Source organism: Pseudanabaena sp. FACHB-2040 (assembly GCF_014696715.1).
GTDB lineage: Bacteria > Cyanobacteriota > Cyanobacteriia > Phormidesmidales > Phormidesmidaceae > JACVSF01.
The window spans coordinates 442150-464899 of sequence record NZ_JACJQO010000022.1 but is presented as its reverse complement, the minus strand read 5'-3'; the positions used below and the strand labels follow the sequence as shown (position 1 = coordinate 464899).

Below are 22750 nucleotides of genomic sequence, written 5' to 3'. Positions count from 1 at the left end.
TTCGTTACAGTGACGATTTTCAGGAACTCCAGCCCCTCCGGTCTTTTGGCCGGAGGGCTTTCATTTTAAAGCCTTATTCAGTAAGGGATGGCGGGATGACGCCCCCGCTTTATGTTGAGACGAGTCCTCATGGATAAATCTGCTCGAAACAATTGCGTCCAGCCACGGCACGTTTTGTCTTGCTACTTCGCTAGATAGAGGTTTTTCTATAAGGCTCTCTGTTCGTATTATGTTTATTGGGGGCTTCTATTGCTGAGAACAGAACTTCTTATCCATAAATCCCTCAAAAACCCCCATCTTTAGCAGATTGAGGCGGTAAGATCGATGAGAGAATTTATGAAATTTGACACTCCCAAGGGCTAGCCCATGAATCAAGGAATCGACCTGCAAGGCAGCTTTGTTCGAGCCCTCGTCGATCTAGGACTGCCACCTGGCGTAGCGAAGACACTCTGGCTGCCGCTGCCGATGGTGCTGATTCTAGCTGCCGCAACCGTCAGCATCTTTGTTACGGTTTGGCTGGAGCGGAAGATCTCCGCTGCGGCTCAGCAGCGCATTGGTCCCGAATTTGCCGGACCCCTGGGAACCCTGCAGGCTGCCGCTGATGGCATCAAGCTCATCTTCAAGGAAGACATTACCCCAGCCCTGGCCGATCCCATCCTGTTTACTTTGGGACCAGTGATCGTTGTCATCCCGGTCTTTTTGTCTTACCTGATTGTGCCCTTCGGCCAAAACCTAGTTATTACTGATATTGGAGTGGGCATTTTCCTCTGGATCTCCCTCTCCAGCATTGCTCCCATTGGACTGCTGATGTCGGGGTACTCCTCCAACAACAAGTATTCGCTGCTGGGAGGACTGCGGGCTGCTGCTCAGTCGATCAGCTACGAAATTCCGATGGCGCTAGCAGTCCTAGCCGTTGTAATGATGTCCAACAGCCTCAGCACCATTGACATTGTCAATCAGCAGGCCGGCTACGGCATCCTGGGCTGGAATATTTGGCGGCAGCCAGTCGGCTTTGTAATTTTTTGGATTGCAGCTTTGGCTGAGTGCGAGCGGTTGCCTTTTGACCTCCCTGAGGCAGAGGAAGAGCTGGTCGCAGGCTATCAAACTGAGTATACGGGGATGAAGTTTGGCCTATTCTACGTAGGCTCCTACGTGAACCTAGTGCTTTCGGCCCTGATCGTTGCGATTCTCTACCTAGGAGGTTGGGAATCGCCAGTGTCTATAGACTGGCTAGCAGGTCTGCTGGGGGCTAGTGAGACGGCTCCTTGGCTACAGGTACTGGCAGCCTCCATCGGCATCATGATGACGCTATTCAAGGCATATCTGCTGGTCTTCCTAGCAATCCTGCTGCGTTGGACAGTACCTCGGGTGCGGATCGACCAACTCCTAGATTTAGGCTGGAAGTTTCTCCTACCAGTTTCCCTGGTTAACCTGCTGCTGACTGCGGCCTTAAAACTGTCTTTCCCCCTTGCTTTTGGGGGATAGGTAGAGCGTGTGATGCACCTTATTGGGCCTAGCGCCTTTAAAGAGGCACGCTAACCCTCAACGACCTCTTGCATTCCTGTCTTAATTGCCCTGTTTTCATTCGGAGATGTAACCGATGCTGAACTTTTTGAAGCAAGTCGGGGACTATGCCAAAGAGAGCGTTCAGGCAGCCAAGTACATTGGCCAAGGCCTGTCCGTTACCTTCGATCACATGCGGCGACGCCCCGTCACAGTTCAGTACCCCTACGAAAAGCTTATTCCCTCTGAGCGCTTCCGAGGCCGAATTCACTTCGAATTCGACAAGTGTATTTCTTGCGAAGTCTGTGTTCGGGTGTGCCCCATCAACCTACCCGTTGTAGATTGGGACTTTGACAAGGCTACCAAGAAGAAAACTCTGAAGCACTACAGCATTGACTTTGGAGTTTGTATTTTCTGCGGCAACTGTGTTGAGTATTGCCCCACTAACTGTCTCTCCATGACAGAAGAGTATGAATTAGCCACCTACGACCGGCACGAACTAAATTTCGACAACGTGGCCCTAGGACGGTTACCCTACAAAGTGACTCAAGATCCGATGGTAACGCCGCTGCGAGAACTGGCCTACCTACCTAAAGGGGTTATGGACCCCCACGGATTGGCCGAAGGTTCCCGGCGAGCCGGCAAGCTGCCTCAAGAGATCATTGAGGAAATGGAACCTTCCGAGGAAGACCCAGCCTAAGAGTTCCTAGTAGTGGCCAGCTGGGCCTCTACCGGGCAGTACTTTACAACCTGGACCAATTGTTATTTAGAGGAGACGCGGTCGTGACGCTAGCAGAAGGGGTACAGATAGTCTCATTCGGCATCTTAGCGGTGATGATGCTCGGCGCAGCGCTGGGGGTTGTGCTGCTAGAGAACATTGTCTACTCCGCCTTTTTGCTTGGGGGTGTTTTCATCAGCATTGCAGGTATGTATATCCTGCTCAACGCCAGTTTCGTGGCGGCCGCCCAGGTTCTGGTTTATGTCGGAGCTGTCAACGTTCTGATTCTGTTTGGAATTATGCTGGTTAACAAGCAGCAGGAGTTCAGACCAATTGCCAGGGCGTGGGTTGGTAGGGCAGTTACGGCTCTAGTTTGCTCTGGCCTATTCGCTCTGCTAGCAACGACAGTTGTTGGCACACCCTGGAAGCTCTCATCAGCGCCGGCAGCAGGCGACAACGCCATTGTTCTGATTGGCATACACTTCTTTACTGACTTCCTACTGCCTTTTGAACTGGCCTCAGTGCTGTTGCTAATCGCACTTGTAGGTGCAATCATTCTGGCCCGTCGAGAATACATTCCAGACACTCAGGCTGGAGTGCCTGTTCAAGACGCTCTACAGTTACCAGAGCGGCCCCGCGAGTTAGTGCCTGTTGGCAGCAATACTTCGGAGCAGGGCGCAACTGACTCATTTCTCTAAAAATTAAGCTTCGTTTGGTTCCAGGTTATTTTGGGTAGTCTTGAAGATGCATTTGGAATATTTTCTCCTGATTGCTGCGGCGCTTTTCTGCATTGGTATCTATGGCTTGGTAACCAGCCGCAACGTTATTCGAGTTCTGATGTCAATTGAACTGATGCTGAATGCCGTTAACCTGAATCTGATGGCATTCTCTAACTATCTTGATCCGGCCAATGTCACAGGTCAAGTGTTTTCTGTTTTTGTCATTACTATTGCTGCGGCAGAAGCAGCTGTTGGCCTGGCGATTGTCTTGTCTATTTACCGCAACCGCGACACTGTAGATATGGAACAGTTCAATCTGCTCAAGTGGTAATTGCCCGAACTTCAGTCTTGCTAAGCGTTGGGGCGCTGCTTTGGCAGCGCCTTTACAATTGTGGGTAGGTGTATTTAGGGAGTACCTAGGCAGCGGTGGAGTTAAAGCAGGCCATCATTGTTTATAAAGCCAGGAACCGCCTGAGCCAGCAGTGGGCTGAGAAGTGTGCCCGGCAGCTTGAGGGACTAGGCTGTAGAGTGCTGGTTGGTCCCAGTGGCCCTAAGGACAATCCCTACCCCGTTTTCCTTGCCTCTGTGACTCAGCCGATTGATCTAGCTATTGTTTTAGGAGGTGATGGTACTGCTTTGGCAGCGGCCAGGCATGTTGCGCCTGAAAATATCCCTATCTTGGCCATCAATATTGGTGGGCATTTAGGCTTTTTATCCGAGGCCTCAGAAGACTATGTTGATCTGGAAAAGGTTTGGGAAAGGCTGCTGTCCGATCGCTTTGCTGTGCAGCAGAGAATGATGCTTCAGACCCAGGTCTTTCAAGGTGACCGAAGTAACCTGGAGGCAATGAGCGATCGCTTTTTAGCCCTTAATGAAATGTCGGTTAAGCCTGCCTCCCCAGATCGCATGATCACCTCCATTTTGGAAATGGAAATTGATGGTGAAGTTGTCGATCAGTACCAGGGCGATGGCCTTTTGGTTAGCACGCCGACAGGCTCCACAGGATATACGGTTGCTGCAGGCGGCCCCATTGTTCATCCTGGTATGGAAGCAATTATTGTCACGCCTATCTGCCCTCTCAGCCTATCGAGCCGCCCGATTGTGCTGCCTCCTGGTTCGGTAGTCAGTGTTTGGCCGTTAGCGGATGTCGATCTTAATACTAAGCTCTGGATGGATGGAGTGATGGCCACCGCCATTTGGCCAGGACAGCGAGTGGATATTCGCATGGCTGAATTTATGGCCAAGTTCATTATTCTTAGAAAGAATTACTCTTACTACGGCACTTTAAGAAATAAGCTCAACTGGGCAGGCACCCGAATTAACTATACGAACAATCACAGAAACTAGTGTTTTCTCAACTTAAGGGGTGAGTGCTTTTTAGTGAGCTCCTCTAAACAAGAAGAACGGGCCTCAACTTTTAGTTGAGGCCCGTTCTTTAGCTAACTAAGGGAGTTGATAACCTTAGAAGCGGAAGGTAGTGCGGATTACACCATAGATCAGGGTTTCGTCAGCTAGGCCGTTGTTGTAGTCAGCATAGATGACAGAAGGAGTAATGGTCAGGAATTCATTGAAGGGAACGTTCAGGAAACCTTCAATGTAGAAGGGGTTGTCAACTGAGCCAATCAGTTGGGGAGCCTGACCGCCGTAGATACCCAGCTGAGCACCTTCAGCAAAGAAGTCATCGAAGACAACACCTGCATTCCAAATGAAGTCGTCGCCACCATCAAAGTTGACGAAGCCGGCGCTACCGCCAATGTTGAAGCCGCCAAAGTTCAGGTTGACTTGACCACCATAGGTGTCAACTGCCTTACCAGTGCCGACTCCTTGGAAGACCTGACCACCATCACTGTGAAGGTAGGTTGCAGCAAGGCTCAGGAAGCCTTCAGGAATGAAGCTTAGCTGAGCTCCGTAGGCTTGGCTTGGACCCAGTTCATTGGTACCCCGGAAGACACCGATGCTGGGGGAACGAGCACCAGCAGTGTTAACCGTGTATAGCGCATCAAGGATGATGCTGTCAGTGAAGGCAAAGCTCAGACCGACACCTGCACCGCCGCCCATGCCAGCATCTAGGTACTGAGGACCAGCAGCATCAGCAACGCCGTTGCCGAAGGGGGTGATTTCCCGCAGAACGTCGTCAACGGACAGGGAGTTAGCAGCCAAGGTTACGTCGATGCGGTTGCCGACGGGGAAGGCGTAGTAGAAGTCATCAACCCGCAGGTCAAGGACGCCTTCGCCCTGCAGACCAGAAACGTTGTTGAAACCACCAATATCGCCCAGAGGCAAATCACCAGAAGAAGCCTGGAGACGAACTCGCAGACGATCTTCGCCAGTGAAGCTGGTGTCGAAGTTTAGACGAGCTCGAGAGTTGAAGTTGGTGCTGTCTTCAACGCCAGGAATGGTATCGAAGGGGGTAGCGAGGTGGAAGTCGACTTGACCACGCAGTTTGGTGGTGGTAGAGAACTGGTTAGCTTCCAGTTCAGCTACGTCAGCTTCCAGAGCATCGACGCGACCGCGCAGGGTGTTCAGTTCAGCCTGAAACTCTTCCTGCAAGCGACGAATGGTTGCTAGGTCATCGGGGTTGATGCCAGTAGCTACTAGCTGGGCGATGACGTCTAAGCAGGCGTTTAGACCAGCAGCAAATTCATAACGGGTCAGGGACGCATTACCGCGATAGGTACGGTCAGGGTAGCCCTGAATACAGCCATACTGCTCAACCAGGCTCTGCAGCGCTTGGAAAGCCCAGTCGGTTGGCAGAACATCAGTCAGCTGGTTAACGCTGGTGATCTGAGCCAGTTGAACGGGCTGATTTAGCGCATCAACGCCAACAACAGACTCGACCGGTGCAGCAGCAGCAGCGAGTTGAACAGGAGCCGCTTCGGTAGCCAGCTCAACGGGAGCTACTTCAGTAGCCAGCTCAACAGGAGCGGTTTCGGTAGCGAACTCAATAGCAGCAGCTTCAACAGCTACAGCGGAACCTGATACAGCTAGCGCAGCGCCTAGTGCAGCCGGAGCAGCCAGCAAAGATTTCCAAAGAAGTTTAGACATTGGTTTTGATCTCTCCTCACACCTTATACAAGGGAAGCTTGACATCTGTGACTGTAGCCAAAGAGCAAACGGAAGTCCCTATGAACACTGCCTGACAGGCTTTAGGGCTAACCCAGATTTCCTGCCATGAAGTTACTCATGCTGATATTAACAGATCACTTCCGGCTAGGCTATAGATTCATCGCTGAAATTTTTGACTGCCTAAAAAGCCGTGAAGTTCCTGACCTTTTTCTTGTAACTTGATTGGCTGCGGGTTTTGTTAGACAAGCTTGGAAAGGGTCTCGGCCATTGCGAAGTCTTGCTCTGTTAGGCCACCGGCATCGTGAGTGGTGAGGCTAATCGTGACTTGGTTGTAGGAAATAGCAATGTCGGGGTGATGCCCTGCCGCTTCGGCTGGTTCGACTAGTCGATTGACAAAGCTTACGGCTTCAACGAAGTCTGTGAAGGTGCGGGTGGTCTTGATTATTTTGCCTTCAAGGATCCAATCAGTCAGCTGGCTGAGCTTCAGTTGAACTTCGGTTTCACTTAGGGGCTTGGCCATCAAAAACCCTCTTGATTGGGCATGCAGTACGTGCTTTAGAGGAAAAGCCTTTAAAAGACTATCCGCTCCCATCGGGGGAAGGTACTACCTTCATCGATGGGAGCGGTCTAGCGGGTCTTAGGTTGAGCCTGACTGCCGGAAGGAACCCTAATCAGTCAGCTTTAAAAGCAGATGCTATTTCCGAAGAAATAAGCATTAACTTCCTAGAGATCAGCCCCGGCGCACAGCCGGCTAGCTACAACCAGAAGACCCATGCATTTACTACTTTCTTGCATGGGCATCACCTCCTTGATTCCTGAACGGTTGAATCTGAAGAGACACTCTGCTGAGCTTCGACAGCATTAATAATCAAGATAGCATATGGATCTGAGGTTGGGGGGCTGAATGAGGTCTTTTTAGCTGTACCCTCTTCGGCAGTTGATTCTCCTTGCCTATGCTGGAAGAGGAGTGTGCCTGAGAAATGAACTATGCTGCCGCCTGCAATTGTGCTAGATCCCATGCTGGAGACTTGGCTGAGGGAGGACATTGGGCGAGGCGATCGCACGACCGGCGGTTTGGGTGCGATCGCAAATCAACCTGGTTCTGCTCTATGGCTAGCTAAGGAGGCGGGAATCGTAGCCGGGCTACCTGTGGCTCAGCGGGTTTTTCAGCTGTTAGACAGCCAAGTGGAGTTTGTGCCCTTGGTGAGTGATGGCAGCTTTTGTGCCTGTCGTACCGAGATTGCCCAAATCAAAGGGCCGTTAGGGGCATTGCTGACCGGGGAGCGGGTCGCTTTGAACCTGGTGATGCGTCTTAGCGGTGTTGCTACGCTGACCCGCAAATACGTAGACCAGATCGCAGATTTACCTGCCGAGTTGGTCGATACGCGCAAAACCACCCCCGGGTTGAGGCTGCTAGAGAAGTATGCAACCCTCGTGGGTGGAGCCAGAAATCATCGGCTGGGTCTTGACGACGGAGTGATGATCAAAGACAACCATATTGCCGCCGCTGGTGGGATCGGGACCGCCATCGCCCAGATTCGTCGCAGCATTCCCTACCCGCTCACGATTGAGGTCGAAACCGAATCTTTGGGCCAGGTTGAGGAGGCGCTGGCGGGCGGGGCAGACATCATCATGCTCGACAACATGCCACTGGCCCAGATGCAGGAAGCTGTGCAGCACATCCGCCGGGCTGGTGACCGAGTCAAGATTGAGGCATCTGGCAATATTACGCTTGAGACTATTCGGGCAGTTGCCGAAACAGGGGTAGATTACATCTCCAGCAGTGCGCCAATTACCCGCTCAACCTGGCTGGATTTGAGTATGAGGCTGAGTTAAAACAGGAAGTAGAAACTGTTGAGAGGACGCCCTATGATTTTGACCACTGGCCCAAATGTGGAAGGCCGAGAGATTGTTGAGTACTGTGGCCTCGTGAATGGAGAAGCTATTCTTGGCGCAAATATCTTCAAAGATTTTTTTGCGGGCGTGCGAGATATTGTGGGGGGTCGCTCGGCAGGATATGAGAAATCGTTGCGGCAGGCCCGAACAACCGCGCTTCAGGAAATGACGCAGGCGGCTAAGGAGATGGGGGCTAATGCCATTATTGCAATCGACGTTGACTATGAATCGCTAGAGATCAATAACGGCGGCAATATGCTGATGGTCGCCGTCAGCGGCACAGCTGTCAGGGTGGTTTAGCGCTATTTCAGAGCCTGCTGCTTTAGCTCGCTTAGAGAGACATATTCTAAGGCGAGGGCATGGGTTGCTTCTAGCACAACTGGGGGAGCAACTCCGGCATCTAGGGCTTCTTTCCAGCGGGAGGCACAAAGGCACCAGCGATCGCCGGGCTTCAACCCTGGAAAGTTAAAGGCGGGAATAGGGGTTGAGAGATCGTTTCCTCTATCTCGAGTAAACGTTAGGAACTCTTCTGTCATCTGAGCACAGACTACGTGAGTGCCAACGTCACCACCGCCTGTATTGCAGAAGCCATCCCGGTAAAAGCCGGTCATAGGGGAGGTGCAGCAGCACTCTAGCTCGCTATCTAAAACGTTCCGTGCAGCCATAGCCACTCCTTGAAGATTTATTGCTCTATGCCTGTCATTATGACTTCTGAGCCGGGTGGCTGTGGCCATGAGGATAAGCAGCGTGATGGTCCCAAGGGCAGGTCTCTGACCAGTGCACCTCTTTTCAAGCCAAAGTTTGTAACCCCTCTAGAAGTTCTCGATAAACCTGCTGCAGCGCGGGTATCTGATAGTGAGCGTTGAGACCGCTTGGATTGGGCAGCACCCAAATTTTGGTATCGCCTAGGGTAGTCTTCTGGGGTCCTATGACTGCTTTTTTCTCTTGGAAAGCAACCCGATAAGCACTGATGCCGAGCACCGCCAACCACTGAGGCTGATATTGACTGATCTTTGCGGCCAATGCATCTCTTCCAGCTAGTAGCTCGGTAGGGTCTAGTTCATCGGCTCTGGCAGTCGCGCGATCGACAATATTGGTCACTCCGTAGCCCCGTCTTAGCAATTCCTCATCTTCAAACGGGCTTAACAAACGATCAGTAAATCCGGCCCCGTGTAGGGCTTTCCAAAAGCGGTTTCCGGGACGAGCGAAGTGATGCCCAACGACGGCACTGTAGAGGCTGGCATTGATACCGCAAAAAAGCACCTTGAGATTAGGGGCAATGACATCTGGCACAGTTTTACCGTATGCAGCTTGAATCTCAGCCCGGCTTGGTTTAATGGGAATGATCATGAACACAATGGTAATAAAAAAGATCCTCGAATTCGAGGATCTTGGTTTTAAGGATCTCATGCAAACAGCACAAGAAAAGTGATTTAGCGAGCTTCTACCGTAACTGCAGGCTCATCAATTGAAGCAGCCTGATCTGTAGAGATGGATCGGCCACGCTTCTTGAGAAATTCCATTGCTATCTGCGAAACTTCAGCCACCAGCAGCGTTGCTACCACGCCATCATCAATCCAACCAATGATGGGAATAAAGTCTGGGGAAATGTCTAGCGGAGAGATTAGATAAGCCAGAGAACCCAGAATAACCAACCAGCGGTACTTGTCGTTGCGAAGTGTATTTTTGTACCAGGTATAGAAGGATTGAGAGGGGTTTTTCATGGGAACCAGCCGCAGAAGGTTTATACCCTCTATAGTGCCAGCCCTCCTAACTTAAAAACAGTGTAGAAAACTGATCCGATAGGGGGGCTGACCGTACCCTTAACCCTTTATATTTCTGGCATTTCTCTGCCCTCTATCCTATGTCTTTCAAGAATGCAGTAAAACTGTTCCCAGAGGTACTAGGGAAATTAAAATCCAAGGGATAGTAATGTGAGGGGCTGGGCCGGGTTGCGGTTGGGATAGAAGGGCCTCAATGCGTTGCTCTAGGCGGCTGGCAGACAGTGGTTGGCTAAAGGCAACTTGTCCAAAAATTTCTTGGTTGAGCGGAAAGGCAACCAGTTTTACCAGCAGTTCTGCTAGCAGGAGCGGATCTACCTGAGCTGCCGCCTGGCGATCTGCCCGTAGCTCTCTCAGCAGGAGTAGCTCTTGCCAGAGTGTGTCTGTGTGCGGTAACCAGTCAGTCAAGCGCCGCACCCACCCCAGCCAGAAAAACCAAAAGGTGTCTCGGTAGTGCCGGTGAGCCTGTTCGTGGGCCAGTATGGCCTCTAGTTCTTGCGGAGTCAGGTGGGCCAACAATCCGTGGCTCACTAGCAGCTGAGAGTGCCAGAAGCCGACCTGGGCAGCAAAGGGCAAATCTGTTGGTAGGCAGCGAGCTGTATCTCCTGTCGTCAGGAAAACTTGGGGATAGCGACGCAGGTGGAGGTGCGATCGCACCCCTTGCCCCGCTAAATACCCCAACAGCCCCAGGCCTGCCAACAGAATGCCAGTAGCAACCCAGCAGCCCGCCTGGCTGACCGGCAGGCCCAGCATTTGGCCGTGGTGACCCATGCGCAGCACCGCTATCGCCATCGAAAACAGCAGCAGCGGCGGCAGGCAAAACGCCACCAGTGCTCTCTGCCAGCGTTGCTCCCAAGGGGCCTGGGTAGGCTGCCACTGCCACCGCAGCCAAAGGGCACAGCCTACTGCAACCATCATCAAACTACTGTGCATGGTCGCCCTCCTGGCGCTGCCGCATTGCTTTGATTTTTTGGGCAATTGCTTCTAGCTGATCGAGGCTGGCTGTATCCAGGCTATCGGCAAAGGCAGCCACAGTGTCTGGATTGCCAACGGCTAGAAATGTGTGAAGGTGCTGGTGAGCCTGTAGCATCGTGGCCTCTTCCCGCGATACGACAGGTGACCAGCGGTAAGTGCGCTGGCTGCGGTCGCAACTCAACCAGCCCTTCTTCTGGAGCCGCTGCAGCACGGTCATTACCGAGGGGTAGGCCAGTTCCCGATCAGGATCGTCGAGGATGCGATCGTGAATGTCTTTGGCAGTAGCAGAACCCAACTCCCACAGAATTGACAGAATTTCTGACTCTAATGGCCCTAGGGAGAGCTGTTTGGGTCGATTAAAGGGCAGGGGTGCCATAGCAAACAGGTTAAGGGAGCGACAAGTCAGTGTTCTCAGTGTATCGAGTCTGTCTGCTTGGGCCTATCCCTTAGGTTCGCAGTTCGTAATGTTTGACGGGGTGTCTTTTGATCTGATTGGCTCGATTCAAGAAGATAGGGTGACTTGTGTAATTGGCTTTGAGGGGAGAATTTTCCGGTTCGCCCTCGGCTTTCTAGGGCCGGGGATTTTCTGTTGCTGGAAGCAGGTACCGATGTTCCACACGCTATTGCCAAAAGTGATTGCTGCTAGCCTTGGGGTGTTGGTGTGGCTGATGCCGCTGGGCCACTGGCTGGAGGCAGCGGTGGCTTCACTCACGCCTTTTGAGCTAGGCGTTGGAGCGCTAGAGCAGGGGCAGTATGAGCGGGCTGCCACGGTTTTCACGGCGGTTATTGAGCAGCAGCCAACCGCTGCGGCCTATGCCAATCGCTGCCTAGCAAATCTGCAGATGAACCAGTACTTAGCTGCGATCGCAGACTGCACCCAGGCATTAGAAATTGATACAGCTGCTGCAGAGCCTCTGCTTAACCGGGGCCTAGCGCATTACCGGCAGGGTAGTTTCGAGACCGCTCTCAGCGATTTCAGCGATTTTCTGCGCCGCCAGCCGAATGATTATCGAGGTTTCTACAACCGGGGGCTAGTGAGGATGGCCGAGAAAGATTTTCCGGCTGCCCTAGGGGATTTTGATCGGGCGCTGGCGACCGCCAGCGCTGCAGCCACTACCCACTCCAACTCACTTGCGGCACTCTATAACGACCGGGGCCTAACTCTGCTTTTGATCGACCGGCCAGATGCCGCGATTGACGACTTTGGCCATGCGATCGCACTTAACCCTGCCGATGCCCGAGCGTATTTTAACCGGGCTTGTGCCTGCCACTACCTAGGACAGGAGACAGCGGCGCTCACTAACTTTGATCAGGTGCTAGCGCTCGATCCGGGCCACAGCCACACCTACCTAAAGCGAGGATTGATCCGCCAGAATATGGGGGATCGGATGGGTGCGATCGCAGATCTGCAGACAGCTGCTTATCACGCTCAAAAACAAGGTGCAGTGAGCCTGCACCGCTATGTGCTTAATCTGCTCAATGACCTGCAGTCCCCTGTTTCAGTAGTGGGTTAACGGCCATTGAAGCCTACAAAGCAGGTTCCCTACAAATCAATTTCAGAGCTACTTAAACGTATTGAGTCAATGCTAGTGGTAGAAGCACCTTAATGGCTCAGGCTCAGCACCCAGTCTCGCATCAGGGCATTGACTTGGTCGGGCACCTCATCGTGGGGGCAGTGCCCAGCATGGAGAAAGTGCTCTTTCAAATTAGTGTAGTGCTGGCGAAACTGGCTGCTGCGCAGGCGAGAGTTCATCCAAGGGTCGTATTCGCCCCACAGCAGCAACAGCGGACAGTTCATTTTGCTGAGCAGGGTACTAATCGTTTCACCCCGAGGGGCCTTAAATACCGAGGCAAACACCTGAACAGCTCCCGGATCGTTGGCTGGGCGGCTGATCTCGTCAATTAGGCGCTCAGTAATGGCCGATTTATCGACATAGACCTGCTCTAGCGTGCGGCGAATCGTAGAACGCTGGCGGACATACTGAAACAGCATCCAGCTGGGGGCAGGCTGCAGCATAAAGCCTTGAACGGCTTTGGTGACAGCACTTCTAAAAGAACCCTCCTGAGCCTGATCGTTAGTCTCGGCAAAGGGACCAGCACTATTGAGCAAGACCACACCCGCCGCCGACTCCGGATGATTGGCGGCCACACATAGCGCTGCATAGCCGCCTAGGGAATTGCCTGCCAGCACCGCCGGACGCCCAATCACTTCGGTAATAAAGTCGTGCAGCTGGGCCTGCCAAAGAGAGCCACTATATTCCCAAGCAGGCTTAGCCGAGCGGCCAAACCCTAGCATGTCAATCGCGTAGACCTCAAAATCTGCCTGGAGATCCACAACATTTTTGCGCCAGTGGTCTGTAGATGCGCCAAAGCCATGAATTAGCAGCAGTGGCGGCCTATCCGGATGGTTGCTCCCTGCTCTAACGTAATTAACTGCCTGCTGCCGCCAGTACCAGGTGGTATTTTCGAGCGGGGCTTCAGCAAAGCTATCCCCTGAGATCACAGCCGCCATCAGTCCTTCAATCCAGTACTTAACAGATGTCCATTCATGAGTTTAACGAATGTTGCTAGCCCTCATGGGCGTGCCATCATCGGGGCAGACTGCACTCTACTGCAAACCAAAGTCTTTGTTACGCCATCAGCTCTCAGACCGTCATCCAGTGGATATTAGAAGAAGGCGTTTTGGCCTTAAAGGCCCTTTTTAGCGTCTTTCCAATCTTGTAGTGTTCTTTCTATGCCTGCCCTCGCCCTGTCAAAAAAACGCTTCAGTCGCCGTCGCCCCGCTGGGCTTTGGTTTGAACGTCTGATGGCGCTGCTCGCTCTCACTAATTTGGTGCTGGTAGCGTTTGACCTGAGCTACATCCGTTTTCGAGACCCTTACCTAACGCTGTTGCCGGGGATAACTGAGTGGTATGGGGCTACGGTCAAAGGCATCGAGCCTGAGCGCAGTACCACTGCCTATCTTGCTGCAGTTGCTGACCTGGAGAACCAAGTGGCAGAGACGGGGCTACAGTCTGCTGCTGCCCAAACCCTCCTACAGGACTTGCAGGCGCGCAGTGTGGCCATGATTGATGAAAATCCCTTTCAGGTCGCCAACAAGTCCGGCGCTTTGGAGCGGATTAAGAGCGTAATGCGATCGCACCTCGGCACCGAAACCTCTAAAGAGGCATTTCAGGCCTTTTGGAGCCAACCCCATCTAAGCCAGCAGGGCTGGTCTGCCGAAATGGCCTTTTTTAATGGGCAGATCAGACCGCTGATGGAAACCAATTACTATCGGGGCATCGCTTTCGATGGCGGGCCGACCGATTGGTTTTGGAGAATTGACCTCTGTTTTATTGCTCTCTTTGCCATTGAACTGCTGACCCGCAGCTTTTACCTCAGCCGCCGCTACAAAAACGTCACCTGGCTAGATACCATTCTCTGGCGTTGGTACGATTTGCTGCTGATCATTCCCTTCAGCGCTATGCGGCTACCGGCACTGGCGCTGACCCGGGTTTTTCCAGTGATGGTGCGGGTCAACCAGTCTCGCCTGATCGATCTAGAGCCGCTCAGAAATCGGATTAACCGCTTTTTGATTAGTCAGGTCGCTATTGAGTTAACCGAAGTTGTAGTGCTGCGGATTATCGATCAGGTGCAAAACTCTGTGCGCTCTGGAGACGTTGCCCGCTGGATGCTAGATACGACAACCCGCTATATCGATCTCAATGGGGTTAATGAACTCGAGGTCATCACCCAGCGCCTGAGTTCAGTCTTGCTTGACGAGGTGTTTCCCCAGGTCAAACCCGACGTCGATGCCCTGATCGATCACAGCGTCACCCGCGCCCTCGATCAGGCTCCTGGTTATCAGAGTTTTCGTCAGATCCCCGGCATCAGCAGCGTTTCTGAGCAGATCAATCGACAAATCATTGGGCAAATTACCGACTCCCTCTATCAGACCCTGAAAGAAACCACTCAAGATCGGCGGGGCGCAGAGCTGCTGCAGTCTCTCCTGACTAAGGTGACTGAAACTCTGAGAACGGAGGTCAAGCAGACTGAAGGAACAGTCGAAGAGATCGAGGCTATGACCGTAGCACTCTTAGAAGAAGTCAAGCTCAACTATGTCAAGCGACTAGCAGCAGAGGATTTTGAGGAACTTGCAGAGCAGCGCTATCGCCTCTACGACGTTACCCAGCAGCCTTAAACCCAGTGGGGTAAAAACATCTGCTAACCATCTAGCTCCAAGCTAGGTCAGGTTTTGACCCTAATTCGAAGCTTGCTTAAAGCAATTTATCGTCCATACCAGGCGCTAAAGTCCCAGCCATTGCTGGAGAATCCCTTGGTTTTTTTGAACCGGGACAAACCACGATGATAGAGAACGGTGGGCAGCGTAATCGGAGAAAGACTCAGCACTAAGAAGAAAAATCCCCAGGATGCTAGTGAATTTTTAGGAGCGGTGCTGTCTCTTAAAAATGGAGGCAGAATCAGAATCAGCAAGACCAGGGTGGACAGCAAGTATAGCCTTAGCATGCAGACTGCTCTTTAGAACTTTGATTCCAGCATTCCCAGTATGACGTCTAAAACGCATCTGTAGAAATGGGGATTATCCTTCTCCTGTCACACGTTAAGCGACGGCTCCAGCCGGCTGCTCAAATGTTTTAAAGGATTTTGGCCTCAGGAAAACCTGCTGCTTTGGCTCTAGCCTCAAGTCATTCACCTGCTCGCGGGTCACATAGGCCGTCACGATCTGTCCATCGGTTAGCGCCAGCTCTACTCGAATGGTCCAGCCCAGGTGCACCAGACGTTGGACGGTGGCTGCAACCGTTTGCTCTTCAAAGGTCTTGGAGATCTCAATATCGTGGGGCCGCAGGAAGAAATCGCCGTTGCGGGTAGGGGCATTCCAGCTAGGCAGGAAATCTTCATTGGGAGACAGCACGTTGACCGGCCCTACAAAGCTCATGACAAAAGGCGTAGCAGGTCGGTCGTAAATTTCAGCGGGCGAACCAGTTTGTTCGACGACACCGTGGTTCATGACCACGATTTCGTCGGAGATTTCCATGGCTTCTTCCTGGTCGTGGGTCACAAAAACGGTTGTGACGTGGACCTCATCATGGAGCTTCCGCAGCCAATCGCGCAGATCTTTGCGCACTTTGGCATCCAGTGCGCCAAAGGGCTCATCTAACAGCAGCACCTCTGGCTCAACTGCCAGTGCCCGAGCCAGCGCTACTCGCTGCCGCTGCCCGCCCGAGAGCTGAGCAGGATAGCGATCGCCAAATCCGCCTAACTGCACCAGCTCTAGCAGGGTTTCGACCCGTCGCCGCACTTTCTCTTTAGGCCACTTCTGAATTTCCATGCCGAAAGCAATGTTCTTACGCACGGTCAGATGCTTGAACAGGGCATAGTGCTGAAATACAAAGCCCACTTTGCGAGCTTGAACGCTTTGGTAGGTCGCGTCGCGTCCGGTCAGCAGGATGCGGCCTGTATCGGGCTGCTCTAGGCCGGCAATGACGCGCAGGAGCGTTGACTTGCCCGATCCTGACGGACCTAGCAGAGCGACCAGTGAACCGGTCTTTACTTCGACGCTGACGTCTTTAATGGCCTGAAAATCGCCAAACCGCTTTGAAACGTTCTCAACACTAATTCCCATATCTGCCTCTAGGTGAATCTAACAAACCTCTCTGACCAGACGACGAACGAGCCACCGGGTAGCAGACCCACTAACGACGCCACACGTTGATTGTCTCTAATCAACACTTAGAAGAAAAACATATCGCATGCAGAGAGAGACTGCAAGCGAAACTCATTTATGAGCTGCTCAAATTTCAAAACAAACTGATTTTGTTTGTGATACAGTTTCGATCACGAACGGATGATTCACAAAAAATTTCACAGAGAGATAGACCTATGAAGTCTTGGCAGCCGCCCCAGCGTGATGACCGCGAAAACAATACCGCTGCTTCAATTCACCAGCCCTCTACAGATCGCTTGGTGAAGTCTTTAAGCAGACGCTCTTTTGGGCGACGCTTTGGATTGTTTTTGGCTGGTGTGGGGATGAGCAGTGCGATCGCAGCCTGTGCTAACACGGGGACTCCCACTAGCACAGCCGATGCTGGTGCCGATGCTGGTGCAGCCAAGCCCCCCATAGAACTCACCTTGGTGTCCTACGCTGTGACCCAGGCTGCCTACGAGCAGATCATTCCGAAGTTTGTCGAGCAGTGGAAGCAGGAGCATAACCAGGAAGTTATTTTTAACCAGAGCTATGGCGGCTCGGGATCGCAGACTCGGGCCGTGCTCGATGGCCTAGATGCAGATGTTGTGGCGCTCGCCCTAGCCCTAGATACTCAAAAGCTAGAAGATGGCGGACTGATTGAGCCGGGCTGGGAAACAGAAGCCCCCAACGACTCTATCGTTCACAAGTCGGTAGCTGTGATCATTACTCGAGAAGGCAACCCGAAAAACATTCAGGGCTGGGAAGACCTCACCCGCGATGATGTGCAGGTTGTAACAGCTAACCCTAAAACCTCTGGGGGAGCTCGCTGGAACTACCTGGCTCTGTGGGGAGCAGTTACCCAGAAAGGGGGCAGCGAGGCGGCAGCCGAAGAGTTTGTGACCAACGTCTACAAGCATGTTCCGGTTCTGCCTAAGGATGCTCGGGAAGCGACAGACGTTTTCTACTCTCGGGGGCAGGGGGATGCGCTGATCAACTATGAGAATGAAGTCCTTTTGGCTAAACAGAAGGGTGAAGATCAGCCCTTTATTATTCCTGAAGCGACAATCTCCATTGATAATCCGATCGCTGTTGTCGATGCCAATGTCGATAAACATGGCACCCGTGAAGTTGCTGAGGCTTTTGTCGCGTTTCTCTTCACGCCAGAGGCACAGCGGGAGTTTGCCAAGGTGGGCTTCCGGCCAGTTGACCCAACGGTAGCAGAAGAGTTTGCCAGCCAATATCCTCCCGTGGAAACGCTGTTTACCGTGTCTGATCTAGGCGGCTGGGACACGATTCAGGAGAAGTTCTTTAAGGACGGTGCCGTGTTCGATCAAATCCAGGCCAAGATCGGCAAGTAGATCTGGCTCGAGTTTCACGGGTGGCCTTAATGGTACCGGGTAATTCCCTAGGGCAAGGTGGGTGAACGGTTTGCAGACCCATCTTGCCTTAGCTGTTGCTCCCACGGGAGACTTAAAAGCCGGATTGATGATCTAATCTGCGTAAGCGCCCCGCTACTAGAGGCTCGGGCAGCACTAGTAATTTCTTTAGCTGTATTTCAGTCTATTGGCTATGACTCTTAGTTCTGCCTCTCCAACCCCAACTCCAGGGTCTTCGCCCAATCCTTTAGGGAATTTTTTGAACCGAGTGCGCCATCTTTCTTGGCCCTGGCGGATCACCTGGTTTTATCTTACTTTCATGCTGTTTCTGCCAACGGTGGCGCTTGTGCTCAGAGCCAGCACCCTCAGCCCTGCCGAAGTTTGGCGCATTGCGACGGATCCGGTTGCGATCGCAGCCTACAATGTCACCTTTTTCACTTCGCTAGCGGCGGCTCTAATCAACGGTTTTGTCGGTCTAATCGCCGCCTGGGTGCTGGTGCGCTACGAGTTTCCCGGCAAAAAGTTTGTAGATGCCGCTATCGATCTGCCCTTTGCGCTGCCCACTGCCGTTGCCGGTTTGACCCTCTCCACTGTTTACAGCAATGTAGGCTGGATTGGTTCGCTGCTGGCCCCCTTTGGCATCCAGGTTTCCTTTACTCGGTTGGGGGTGCTGCTGGCTATGCTCTTTATCTCCTTTCCCTTTGTGGTGCGTACTGTGCAGCCGGTGCTGCAGGAGATGGAGCGCGACATTGAAGAAGCGGCCTGGTGTTTGGGTGCTTCTGAGTGGCAGACCTTTTGGCGAGTGGTGCTGCCGCCGCTGATGCCCGCTGTTTTGACTGGGGTGGCTTTGGGCTTTGCTCGAGCAGTGGGTGAGTATGGCTCAGTTGTAATTATTGCGGGCAACATTCCCTTCCAGGACTTGATCGCCCCAGTTCTAATTTTCCAGAGGCTAGAGCAGTTTGACTACGCTGGGGCCACTGTGATTGGCACTGTGCTTTTGCTGATCTCGCTCGCCAGCCTGGTCATGATCAACGTGATTGAAGCCTACAGAAGACGCTATGACTGATTCAACCAATTCTACGCCCGCTGACTTGAGCACTGGCATCCCTTTCGCGGCCGAATCGCTACCTTTACCAAACTCGCCCCGTTCGGAAAAAACCGCTTCTCCTCTGCGCAAGTGGGGGCTGATCGGCTTTGTGGTGCTCTATCTCAGCCTGATTTTGTTTATTCCGGCTTTCAACGTGTTTGCTCAGGCTTTCCAGGGTGGCTTTGCCCCATTTTGGCAAGCCATTACCAGCCGCCACTTCATTCATGCAGCCCAGCTCACGCTGCTTATGGCGGTGACCGCTGTGCCCCTGACAACTATTTTTGGGCTGTGTGCGGCCATTGCGATCGCAAACAAAAACTTCCCTGGCCGCACGCTGCTCGTCAGCATCATCGACCTTCCCTTTGCCATCTCACCTGTCGTAGCTGGCCTCATGCTCGTGCTGCTCTATGGCCGTAATGGCTGGTTTGGGCCACTCCTAGAAGCCAACAACATTCGCATCATCTTTGCCGCTCCCGGCATGGTTTTAGCCTCCGCCTTTGTCACCATGCCCTTTGTAGCGCGAGAAGTTTTGCCAGCACTGGAGGAAATGGGCACCGAGCAGCAAGAGGCAGCAGAAACTCTAGGCGCCAATCGTTGGCAGACCTTCTGGCGGGTCACCCTACCCTCTATTCGCTGGAGCTTGCTCTACGGCGTGATTCTATGCAATGCCCGGGCAATGGGTGAATTTGGGGCAGTCTCGGTAGTTTCAGGCAATATTGCCGGTAAAACCCAAAGTTTGCCTCTGTTTGTCGAAGAAGCCTACGTTCAGTACAACACTGAGGCTGCCTATGCGGCTGCCGTTGTGCTGGCCCTGCTGGCAGTTGTGACCGTTTTGTTCAAGCACATTCTTGAAGCTCGCATATCCTACAAGCGCTCTAGAGCCCACTAAAGGAGAGCCTATGTCTGCCATTCGCCCAGAACCCGAAGTGTTAGCCCGCCTTCAAAACAATCAAGGCTCCCTACGCGTTCGAGTCAGAATACCCAAGGACCAGCAGGAGCAGCCTGTACTCTCACACCTGATTTCCCACCACGGCGTTACCATTACCATCCGAGCCGCTCTGCTCAGTCCTAAAGCCCCTGATGATGGCTGGTTCGACCTAGAGCTACAGGGTGCATCCGGTCAAATTCGCAGCGCCATTCTAGAACTGTCTGATTTAGGGGCTGACATCTGGCCGTGGCCCGACGTAGTGCCTTCCCTGTAGTTTTTACAAGCAGCCCAGTTCATCAGAGCAAATTTATTCAAATACCGTCTTCTCGGTAGGATGGCTCCGTTTTTCAAACCAGTACGTTAAACTGATGAGATGGACAAGCTTCGGCCTGTCCATTCCCGTTTTTAGAAACTTCGGAAAGTGGGTCGGTGCCCACTTTTTTATTGCTTATTTGGTCCCATGACCCATCCTATAGTCCCCCAAGTCATTGATTTGGCAACCCCCCTTGCCGACCAGCTAGGGTTAGAAATTGCGGCTGCCGTGTTTCAAACCAACCAGTCACCGCCCGTGCTGCGAGTCGATGTCCGTAACCCCAACGGCGACACTGGGCTAGTCGACTGTGAGCGCATGAGTCGGGCCTTAGAAGCAGCCTTAGATGCCACCGACATCCTACCGGGTGCCTACGATCTACAAGTCTCCAGCCCGGGTATCTCACCTGAGCTGAGTAGCGATCGCGACTTCACAGTTTTCAAAGGCTTTATGGTTGAAGTCAATCTGACAGAACCTCACAAAGGCAAACAAACCTGGGTAGGTCAACTGCTTCAGCGCAGCGAAACGGCCATTCTCATCAGCCAAAAAGGAAAGACTATCAGCTTGCCCCGAGACTTAATTACCAGCGTGCAGCTTAGCAATCAAGCTGCGGACTAGCCAACTGCTGCTCCCTTAATTCTTCTGGCAAACGTACCGTAAACGTCACTGCCCTGTTCCCCATTTCATCCCTCACTGGAGGTTTCGCACCTTATGTCCCTGGTCAACCTACCCAATCTCGAAGAGCTCATCGACCACATCAGCCGCGAGCGCAATCTGCCCAAACATGCGGTCGAAAATGCCCTCCGAGAAGCCTTACTGAAGGGCTACGAACGGTATCGGCGCACCCAGCAAATGGGAGACCACTTCGACGAAACCTACTTTGAGAACTTCGACATTGAGCTCGATATCGATGAGTATGGCGAACAGGGTTTTCGGGTGCTTGCGACTAAAACCATTGTCGAAGAAGTCACTAGCCCCGATCACCAAATTGCCCTAGAAGAAGTGCGGGAAGTTGCTCCCGAGGCGCAGGTTGGCGACACGGTTGTGCTCGATGTTACCCCCGATCAGCGAGAATTTGGCCGCATGGCCGCCATTCAGACCAAGCAGGTGCTGGCCCAAAAGCTGCGAGATCAGCAGCGCAAGCTCGTCCAGGAAGAGTTTCAAGATCTCGAAGGCAGTGTCCTCAGTGCTCGTGTACTGCGGTTTGAGCGGCAGTCTGTGATTATGGCCGTCAGTAGTGGTGTGGGGCAGCCCGAAGTAGAAGCCGAATTGCTCAAGCGAGATCAGCTCCCTAACGACAATTACCGGGCCAACGCTACCTTTCGGGTAGCCCTAAAGCGCGTTTCTGAAGGCTCCCATCGTGGACCTCAGCTGCTGGTCTCCCGCGCTGATGCTGGGCTAGTCGTTGAGCTTTTCTCCAATGAAGTGCCCGAAATTGAAGACGAGATCGTTCGGATTGTGGCGGTTGCCCGTGAAGCCAACCCCCCCTCTCGATCTGTCGGTCCCCGTACCAAGATTGCCGTCGATACCTTGGAGCGGGACGTTGATCCCGTTGGGGCCTGCATCGGTGCTCGCGGCTCCCGAATTCAGGTGGTAGTCAACGAACTGCGCGGTGAGAAGATTGACGTCATTCGCTGGTCTCCTGATCCGTCTACTTACATCGCCAATGCCCTCAGCCCGGCCCGTGTTGATGAAGTGCGGCTAGTTCACCCCGATGAGCGTCAGGCCCATGTGTTGGTTCCCGAAGACCAGCTGAGTCTGGCCATTGGTAAAGAAGGACAAAATGTGCGTTTAGCCGCCCGGCTGACAGGCTGGAAAATTGATATCAAAGACTCAGCCAAGTACGACTATGCCGAGGAAGATCGCAAGATTGCCGATTTCCGATCAGTCAGAGAAGCGGCGGCGGTCGAAGTTGAGGAGGACGAAGAAGATTTTGAGCTAGAGCAGGAACCCGTCGCTCCCATTTCAACCCCAGTGGCTAGCACTGAAACTGTGTTAGATGATAGCCCAGTAGTGCTAGAAGCTGAGGCTGAGACTTTTGTGGACGAAGACGACTTTGATTCAGATGAATTTGATTCAGAAGAAGTGGATCTAGAATCTGAGAAAGAAAAGGATCTGAAATCCGCAGAATAGGGGGGAGAAGCCTCACCTGTCAGATGCTTGGGGTCACGTTACCGTAGAGTTATGCAGCCAAACTACCGCCGCTGTGCTAGCTGCCGAAAAGTTGCGCCAAAAGAAGAGTTTTTGCGCATTGTCCGCGTTTACCCCAACCGGGAGATAAGATTGGATCAAGGCATGGGTCGCTCAGCGTACCTGTGTCCTCACCCAGACTGCCTCCAGGCGGCTCAAAAAAAGAATCGGCTAGGGCGGGCACTCAAAGCAGCGATTCCTGAAGAAATTTATCAGATGCTATGGCAGCGCCTGTCTTCTTCAGGTCAGCGTCATGCTCAAGATTCTGCGTCTTGGCATTGAGCCCCTTGGTATCCTTTGCAGTCTGGTAGTATCAAACCTTGCTCTGACAAGAGCAAACTTAACCTCAATTTAAGGGGTGTAGAGTCGCCCGTCGCTTCCAACGTCGGGTTAAATTGTTTAGACTGATACAGGATCATTAGGTGTTGTCAAAACAACACCTGCTCCGACGGCTGTCACTGTCGAAATTAGCTGATGTAGTTTTTAGCTGATGTAGTTTGTTGAGCAAAACAGGC

The 22750-nt window shown here is 52.8% G+C and carries 25 protein-coding genes; 16 read left to right on the top strand and 9 right to left on the bottom strand.

Annotated elements, in window-relative coordinates; translation table 11 throughout:
• Positions 1-366 precede the first annotated feature (366 nt).
• From nuoH to H6G13_RS25025, 5 genes are all read left to right on the top strand, one after another.
• Positions 367-1485: an NADH-quinone oxidoreductase subunit NuoH gene (gene nuoH, locus H6G13_RS25045; protein ID WP_190488005.1), complete on the top strand. Its 1119-nt coding sequence runs from the start codon at positions 367-369 to the stop codon at positions 1483-1485.
• A 118-nt stretch (positions 1486-1603) separates the two neighbouring features.
• Entirely contained in the window at positions 1604-2203 is a 600-nt protein-coding gene (gene ndhI / locus H6G13_RS25040) for an NAD(P)H-quinone oxidoreductase subunit I (protein WP_190488338.1), read from the top strand.
• 83 nt (positions 2204-2286) lie between these two features.
• The gene (locus H6G13_RS25035) at positions 2287-2919 is read left to right on the top strand and encodes an NADH-quinone oxidoreductase subunit J (RefSeq protein ID WP_190488003.1); all 633 of its coding nucleotides are present in this window, start codon (positions 2287-2289) and stop codon (positions 2917-2919) included.
• Between the two features lie 46 nt (positions 2920-2965).
• Positions 2966-3271, top strand: coding sequence for an NADH-quinone oxidoreductase subunit NuoK (gene nuoK, locus H6G13_RS25030; protein WP_190488337.1), 306 nt, complete (start codon positions 2966-2968; stop codon positions 3269-3271).
• Between the two features lie 95 nt (positions 3272-3366).
• Positions 3367-4287 (top strand): NAD(+) kinase, encoded by a 921-nt coding sequence (locus tag H6G13_RS25025; RefSeq protein WP_190488001.1) that lies wholly within the window; start codon positions 3367-3369, stop codon positions 4285-4287.
• 114 nt (positions 4288-4401) lie between these two features.
• Here the strand turns inward: H6G13_RS25025 and H6G13_RS25020 are convergent, their stop codons facing one another.
• Both H6G13_RS25020 and H6G13_RS25015 read right to left on the bottom strand, forming a co-directional pair.
• Positions 4402-5985: an iron uptake porin gene (locus H6G13_RS25020; RefSeq protein ID WP_190487999.1), complete on the bottom strand. Its 1584-nt coding sequence runs from the start codon at positions 5983-5985 to the stop codon at positions 4402-4404.
• 259 nt (positions 5986-6244) lie between these two features.
• The gene (locus tag H6G13_RS25015; RefSeq protein ID WP_190487998.1) at positions 6245-6526 is read right to left on the bottom strand and encodes a 4a-hydroxytetrahydrobiopterin dehydratase; all 282 of its coding nucleotides are present in this window, start codon (positions 6524-6526) and stop codon (positions 6245-6247) included.
• Between the two features lie 467 nt (positions 6527-6993).
• On the opposite strand from H6G13_RS25015, the gene nadC reads away from it, so the two are divergent.
• Both nadC and H6G13_RS25005 read left to right on the top strand, forming a co-directional pair.
• Positions 6994-7842 carry a carboxylating nicotinate-nucleotide diphosphorylase gene (nadC, locus tag H6G13_RS25010; protein WP_190487996.1) on the top strand — a complete coding sequence of 283 codons (849 nt, stop codon included), beginning with the start codon at positions 6994-6996 and terminating at the stop codon, positions 7840-7842.
• A 33-nt stretch (positions 7843-7875) separates the two neighbouring features.
• Positions 7876-8202: a heavy metal-binding domain-containing protein gene (locus H6G13_RS25005; protein ID WP_190487994.1), complete on the top strand. Its 327-nt coding sequence runs from the start codon at positions 7876-7878 to the stop codon at positions 8200-8202.
• A 2-nt stretch (positions 8203-8204) separates the two neighbouring features.
• On the opposite strand, the gene H6G13_RS25000 is transcribed toward H6G13_RS25005, so the two are convergent.
• The 5 genes from H6G13_RS25000 to H6G13_RS24980 form a co-directional block, all read right to left on the bottom strand.
• Complete coding sequence (locus tag H6G13_RS25000; protein ID WP_190487992.1) at positions 8205-8567, bottom strand: DUF2237 domain-containing protein; 363 nt, start codon at positions 8565-8567, stop codon at positions 8205-8207.
• Between the two features lie 124 nt (positions 8568-8691).
• Positions 8692-9252 (bottom strand): G/U mismatch-specific DNA glycosylase, encoded by a 561-nt coding sequence (gene mug / locus H6G13_RS24995; protein ID WP_190487990.1) that lies wholly within the window; start codon positions 9250-9252, stop codon positions 8692-8694.
• Between the two features lie 83 nt (positions 9253-9335).
• The gene (locus tag H6G13_RS24990) at positions 9336-9626 is read right to left on the bottom strand and encodes a YkvA family protein (RefSeq protein ID WP_190487988.1); all 291 of its coding nucleotides are present in this window, start codon (positions 9624-9626) and stop codon (positions 9336-9338) included.
• A 147-nt stretch (positions 9627-9773) separates the two neighbouring features.
• Positions 9774-10616 (bottom strand): M56 family metallopeptidase, encoded by an 843-nt coding sequence (locus H6G13_RS24985; protein WP_190487986.1) that lies wholly within the window; start codon positions 10614-10616, stop codon positions 9774-9776.
• Positions 10606-11034: a BlaI/MecI/CopY family transcriptional regulator gene (locus H6G13_RS24980; protein ID WP_190487984.1), complete on the bottom strand. Its 429-nt coding sequence runs from the start codon at positions 11032-11034 to the stop codon at positions 10606-10608. Before H6G13_RS24980 ends, H6G13_RS24985 begins: the two co-directional genes overlap by 11 nt.
• Positions 11035-11122: 88 nt before the next feature.
• Here H6G13_RS24980 and H6G13_RS24975 point away from each other — a divergent pair, with 88 nt between their 5' ends.
• Positions 11123-12172, top strand: coding sequence for a tetratricopeptide repeat protein (locus tag H6G13_RS24975; RefSeq protein ID WP_206756544.1), 1050 nt, complete (start codon positions 11123-11125; stop codon positions 12170-12172).
• A gap of 89 nt (positions 12173-12261) precedes the next feature.
• On the opposite strand, the gene H6G13_RS24970 is transcribed toward H6G13_RS24975, so the two are convergent.
• The gene (locus tag H6G13_RS24970) at positions 12262-13170 is read right to left on the bottom strand and encodes an alpha/beta fold hydrolase (RefSeq protein WP_190487980.1); all 909 of its coding nucleotides are present in this window, start codon (positions 13168-13170) and stop codon (positions 12262-12264) included.
• Between the two features lie 222 nt (positions 13171-13392).
• On the opposite strand from H6G13_RS24970, the gene H6G13_RS24965 reads away from it, so the two are divergent.
• Positions 13393-14838: a hypothetical protein gene (locus H6G13_RS24965; protein ID WP_190487978.1), complete on the top strand. Its 1446-nt coding sequence runs from the start codon at positions 13393-13395 to the stop codon at positions 14836-14838.
• Positions 14839-15258: 420 nt separating this feature from the next.
• On the opposite strand, the gene H6G13_RS24960 is transcribed toward H6G13_RS24965, so the two are convergent.
• A complete protein-coding gene (locus H6G13_RS24960) occupies positions 15259-16281 on the bottom strand; it encodes a sulfate/molybdate ABC transporter ATP-binding protein (protein ID WP_190487976.1) in 1023 nt (340 codons plus the stop codon).
• Between the two features lie 257 nt (positions 16282-16538).
• On the opposite strand from H6G13_RS24960, the gene H6G13_RS24955 reads away from it, so the two are divergent.
• From H6G13_RS24955 to H6G13_RS24925, 7 genes are all read left to right on the top strand, one after another.
• Positions 16539-17702: a sulfate ABC transporter substrate-binding protein gene (locus tag H6G13_RS24955; protein ID WP_190487974.1), complete on the top strand. Its 1164-nt coding sequence runs from the start codon at positions 16539-16541 to the stop codon at positions 17700-17702.
• A 211-nt stretch (positions 17703-17913) separates the two neighbouring features.
• Complete coding sequence (gene cysT / locus H6G13_RS24950) at positions 17914-18786, top strand: sulfate ABC transporter permease subunit CysT (protein WP_190487972.1); 873 nt, start codon at positions 17914-17916, stop codon at positions 18784-18786.
• Complete coding sequence (cysW, locus tag H6G13_RS24945; protein ID WP_190487971.1) at positions 18779-19696, top strand: sulfate ABC transporter permease subunit CysW; 918 nt, start codon at positions 18779-18781, stop codon at positions 19694-19696. The genes cysT and cysW overlap by 8 nt, the downstream gene beginning before the upstream one ends.
• 10 nt (positions 19697-19706) lie before the next feature.
• Entirely contained in the window at positions 19707-20009 is a 303-nt protein-coding gene (locus H6G13_RS24940; RefSeq protein WP_190487969.1) for an NIL domain-containing protein, read from the top strand.
• Positions 20010-20195: 186 nt separating this feature from the next.
• Positions 20196-20663 (top strand): ribosome maturation factor RimP, encoded by a 468-nt coding sequence (rimP, locus tag H6G13_RS24935; protein ID WP_190487967.1) that lies wholly within the window; start codon positions 20196-20198, stop codon positions 20661-20663.
• Positions 20664-20756: 93 nt separating this feature from the next.
• Entirely contained in the window at positions 20757-22178 is a 1422-nt protein-coding gene (gene nusA, locus H6G13_RS24930; RefSeq protein ID WP_190487965.1) for a transcription termination factor NusA, read from the top strand.
• A 51-nt stretch (positions 22179-22229) separates the two neighbouring features.
• Entirely contained in the window at positions 22230-22517 is a 288-nt protein-coding gene (locus H6G13_RS24925) for a YlxR family protein (RefSeq protein ID WP_190487963.1), read from the top strand.
• Positions 22518-22750: the final 233 nt, after the last annotated feature.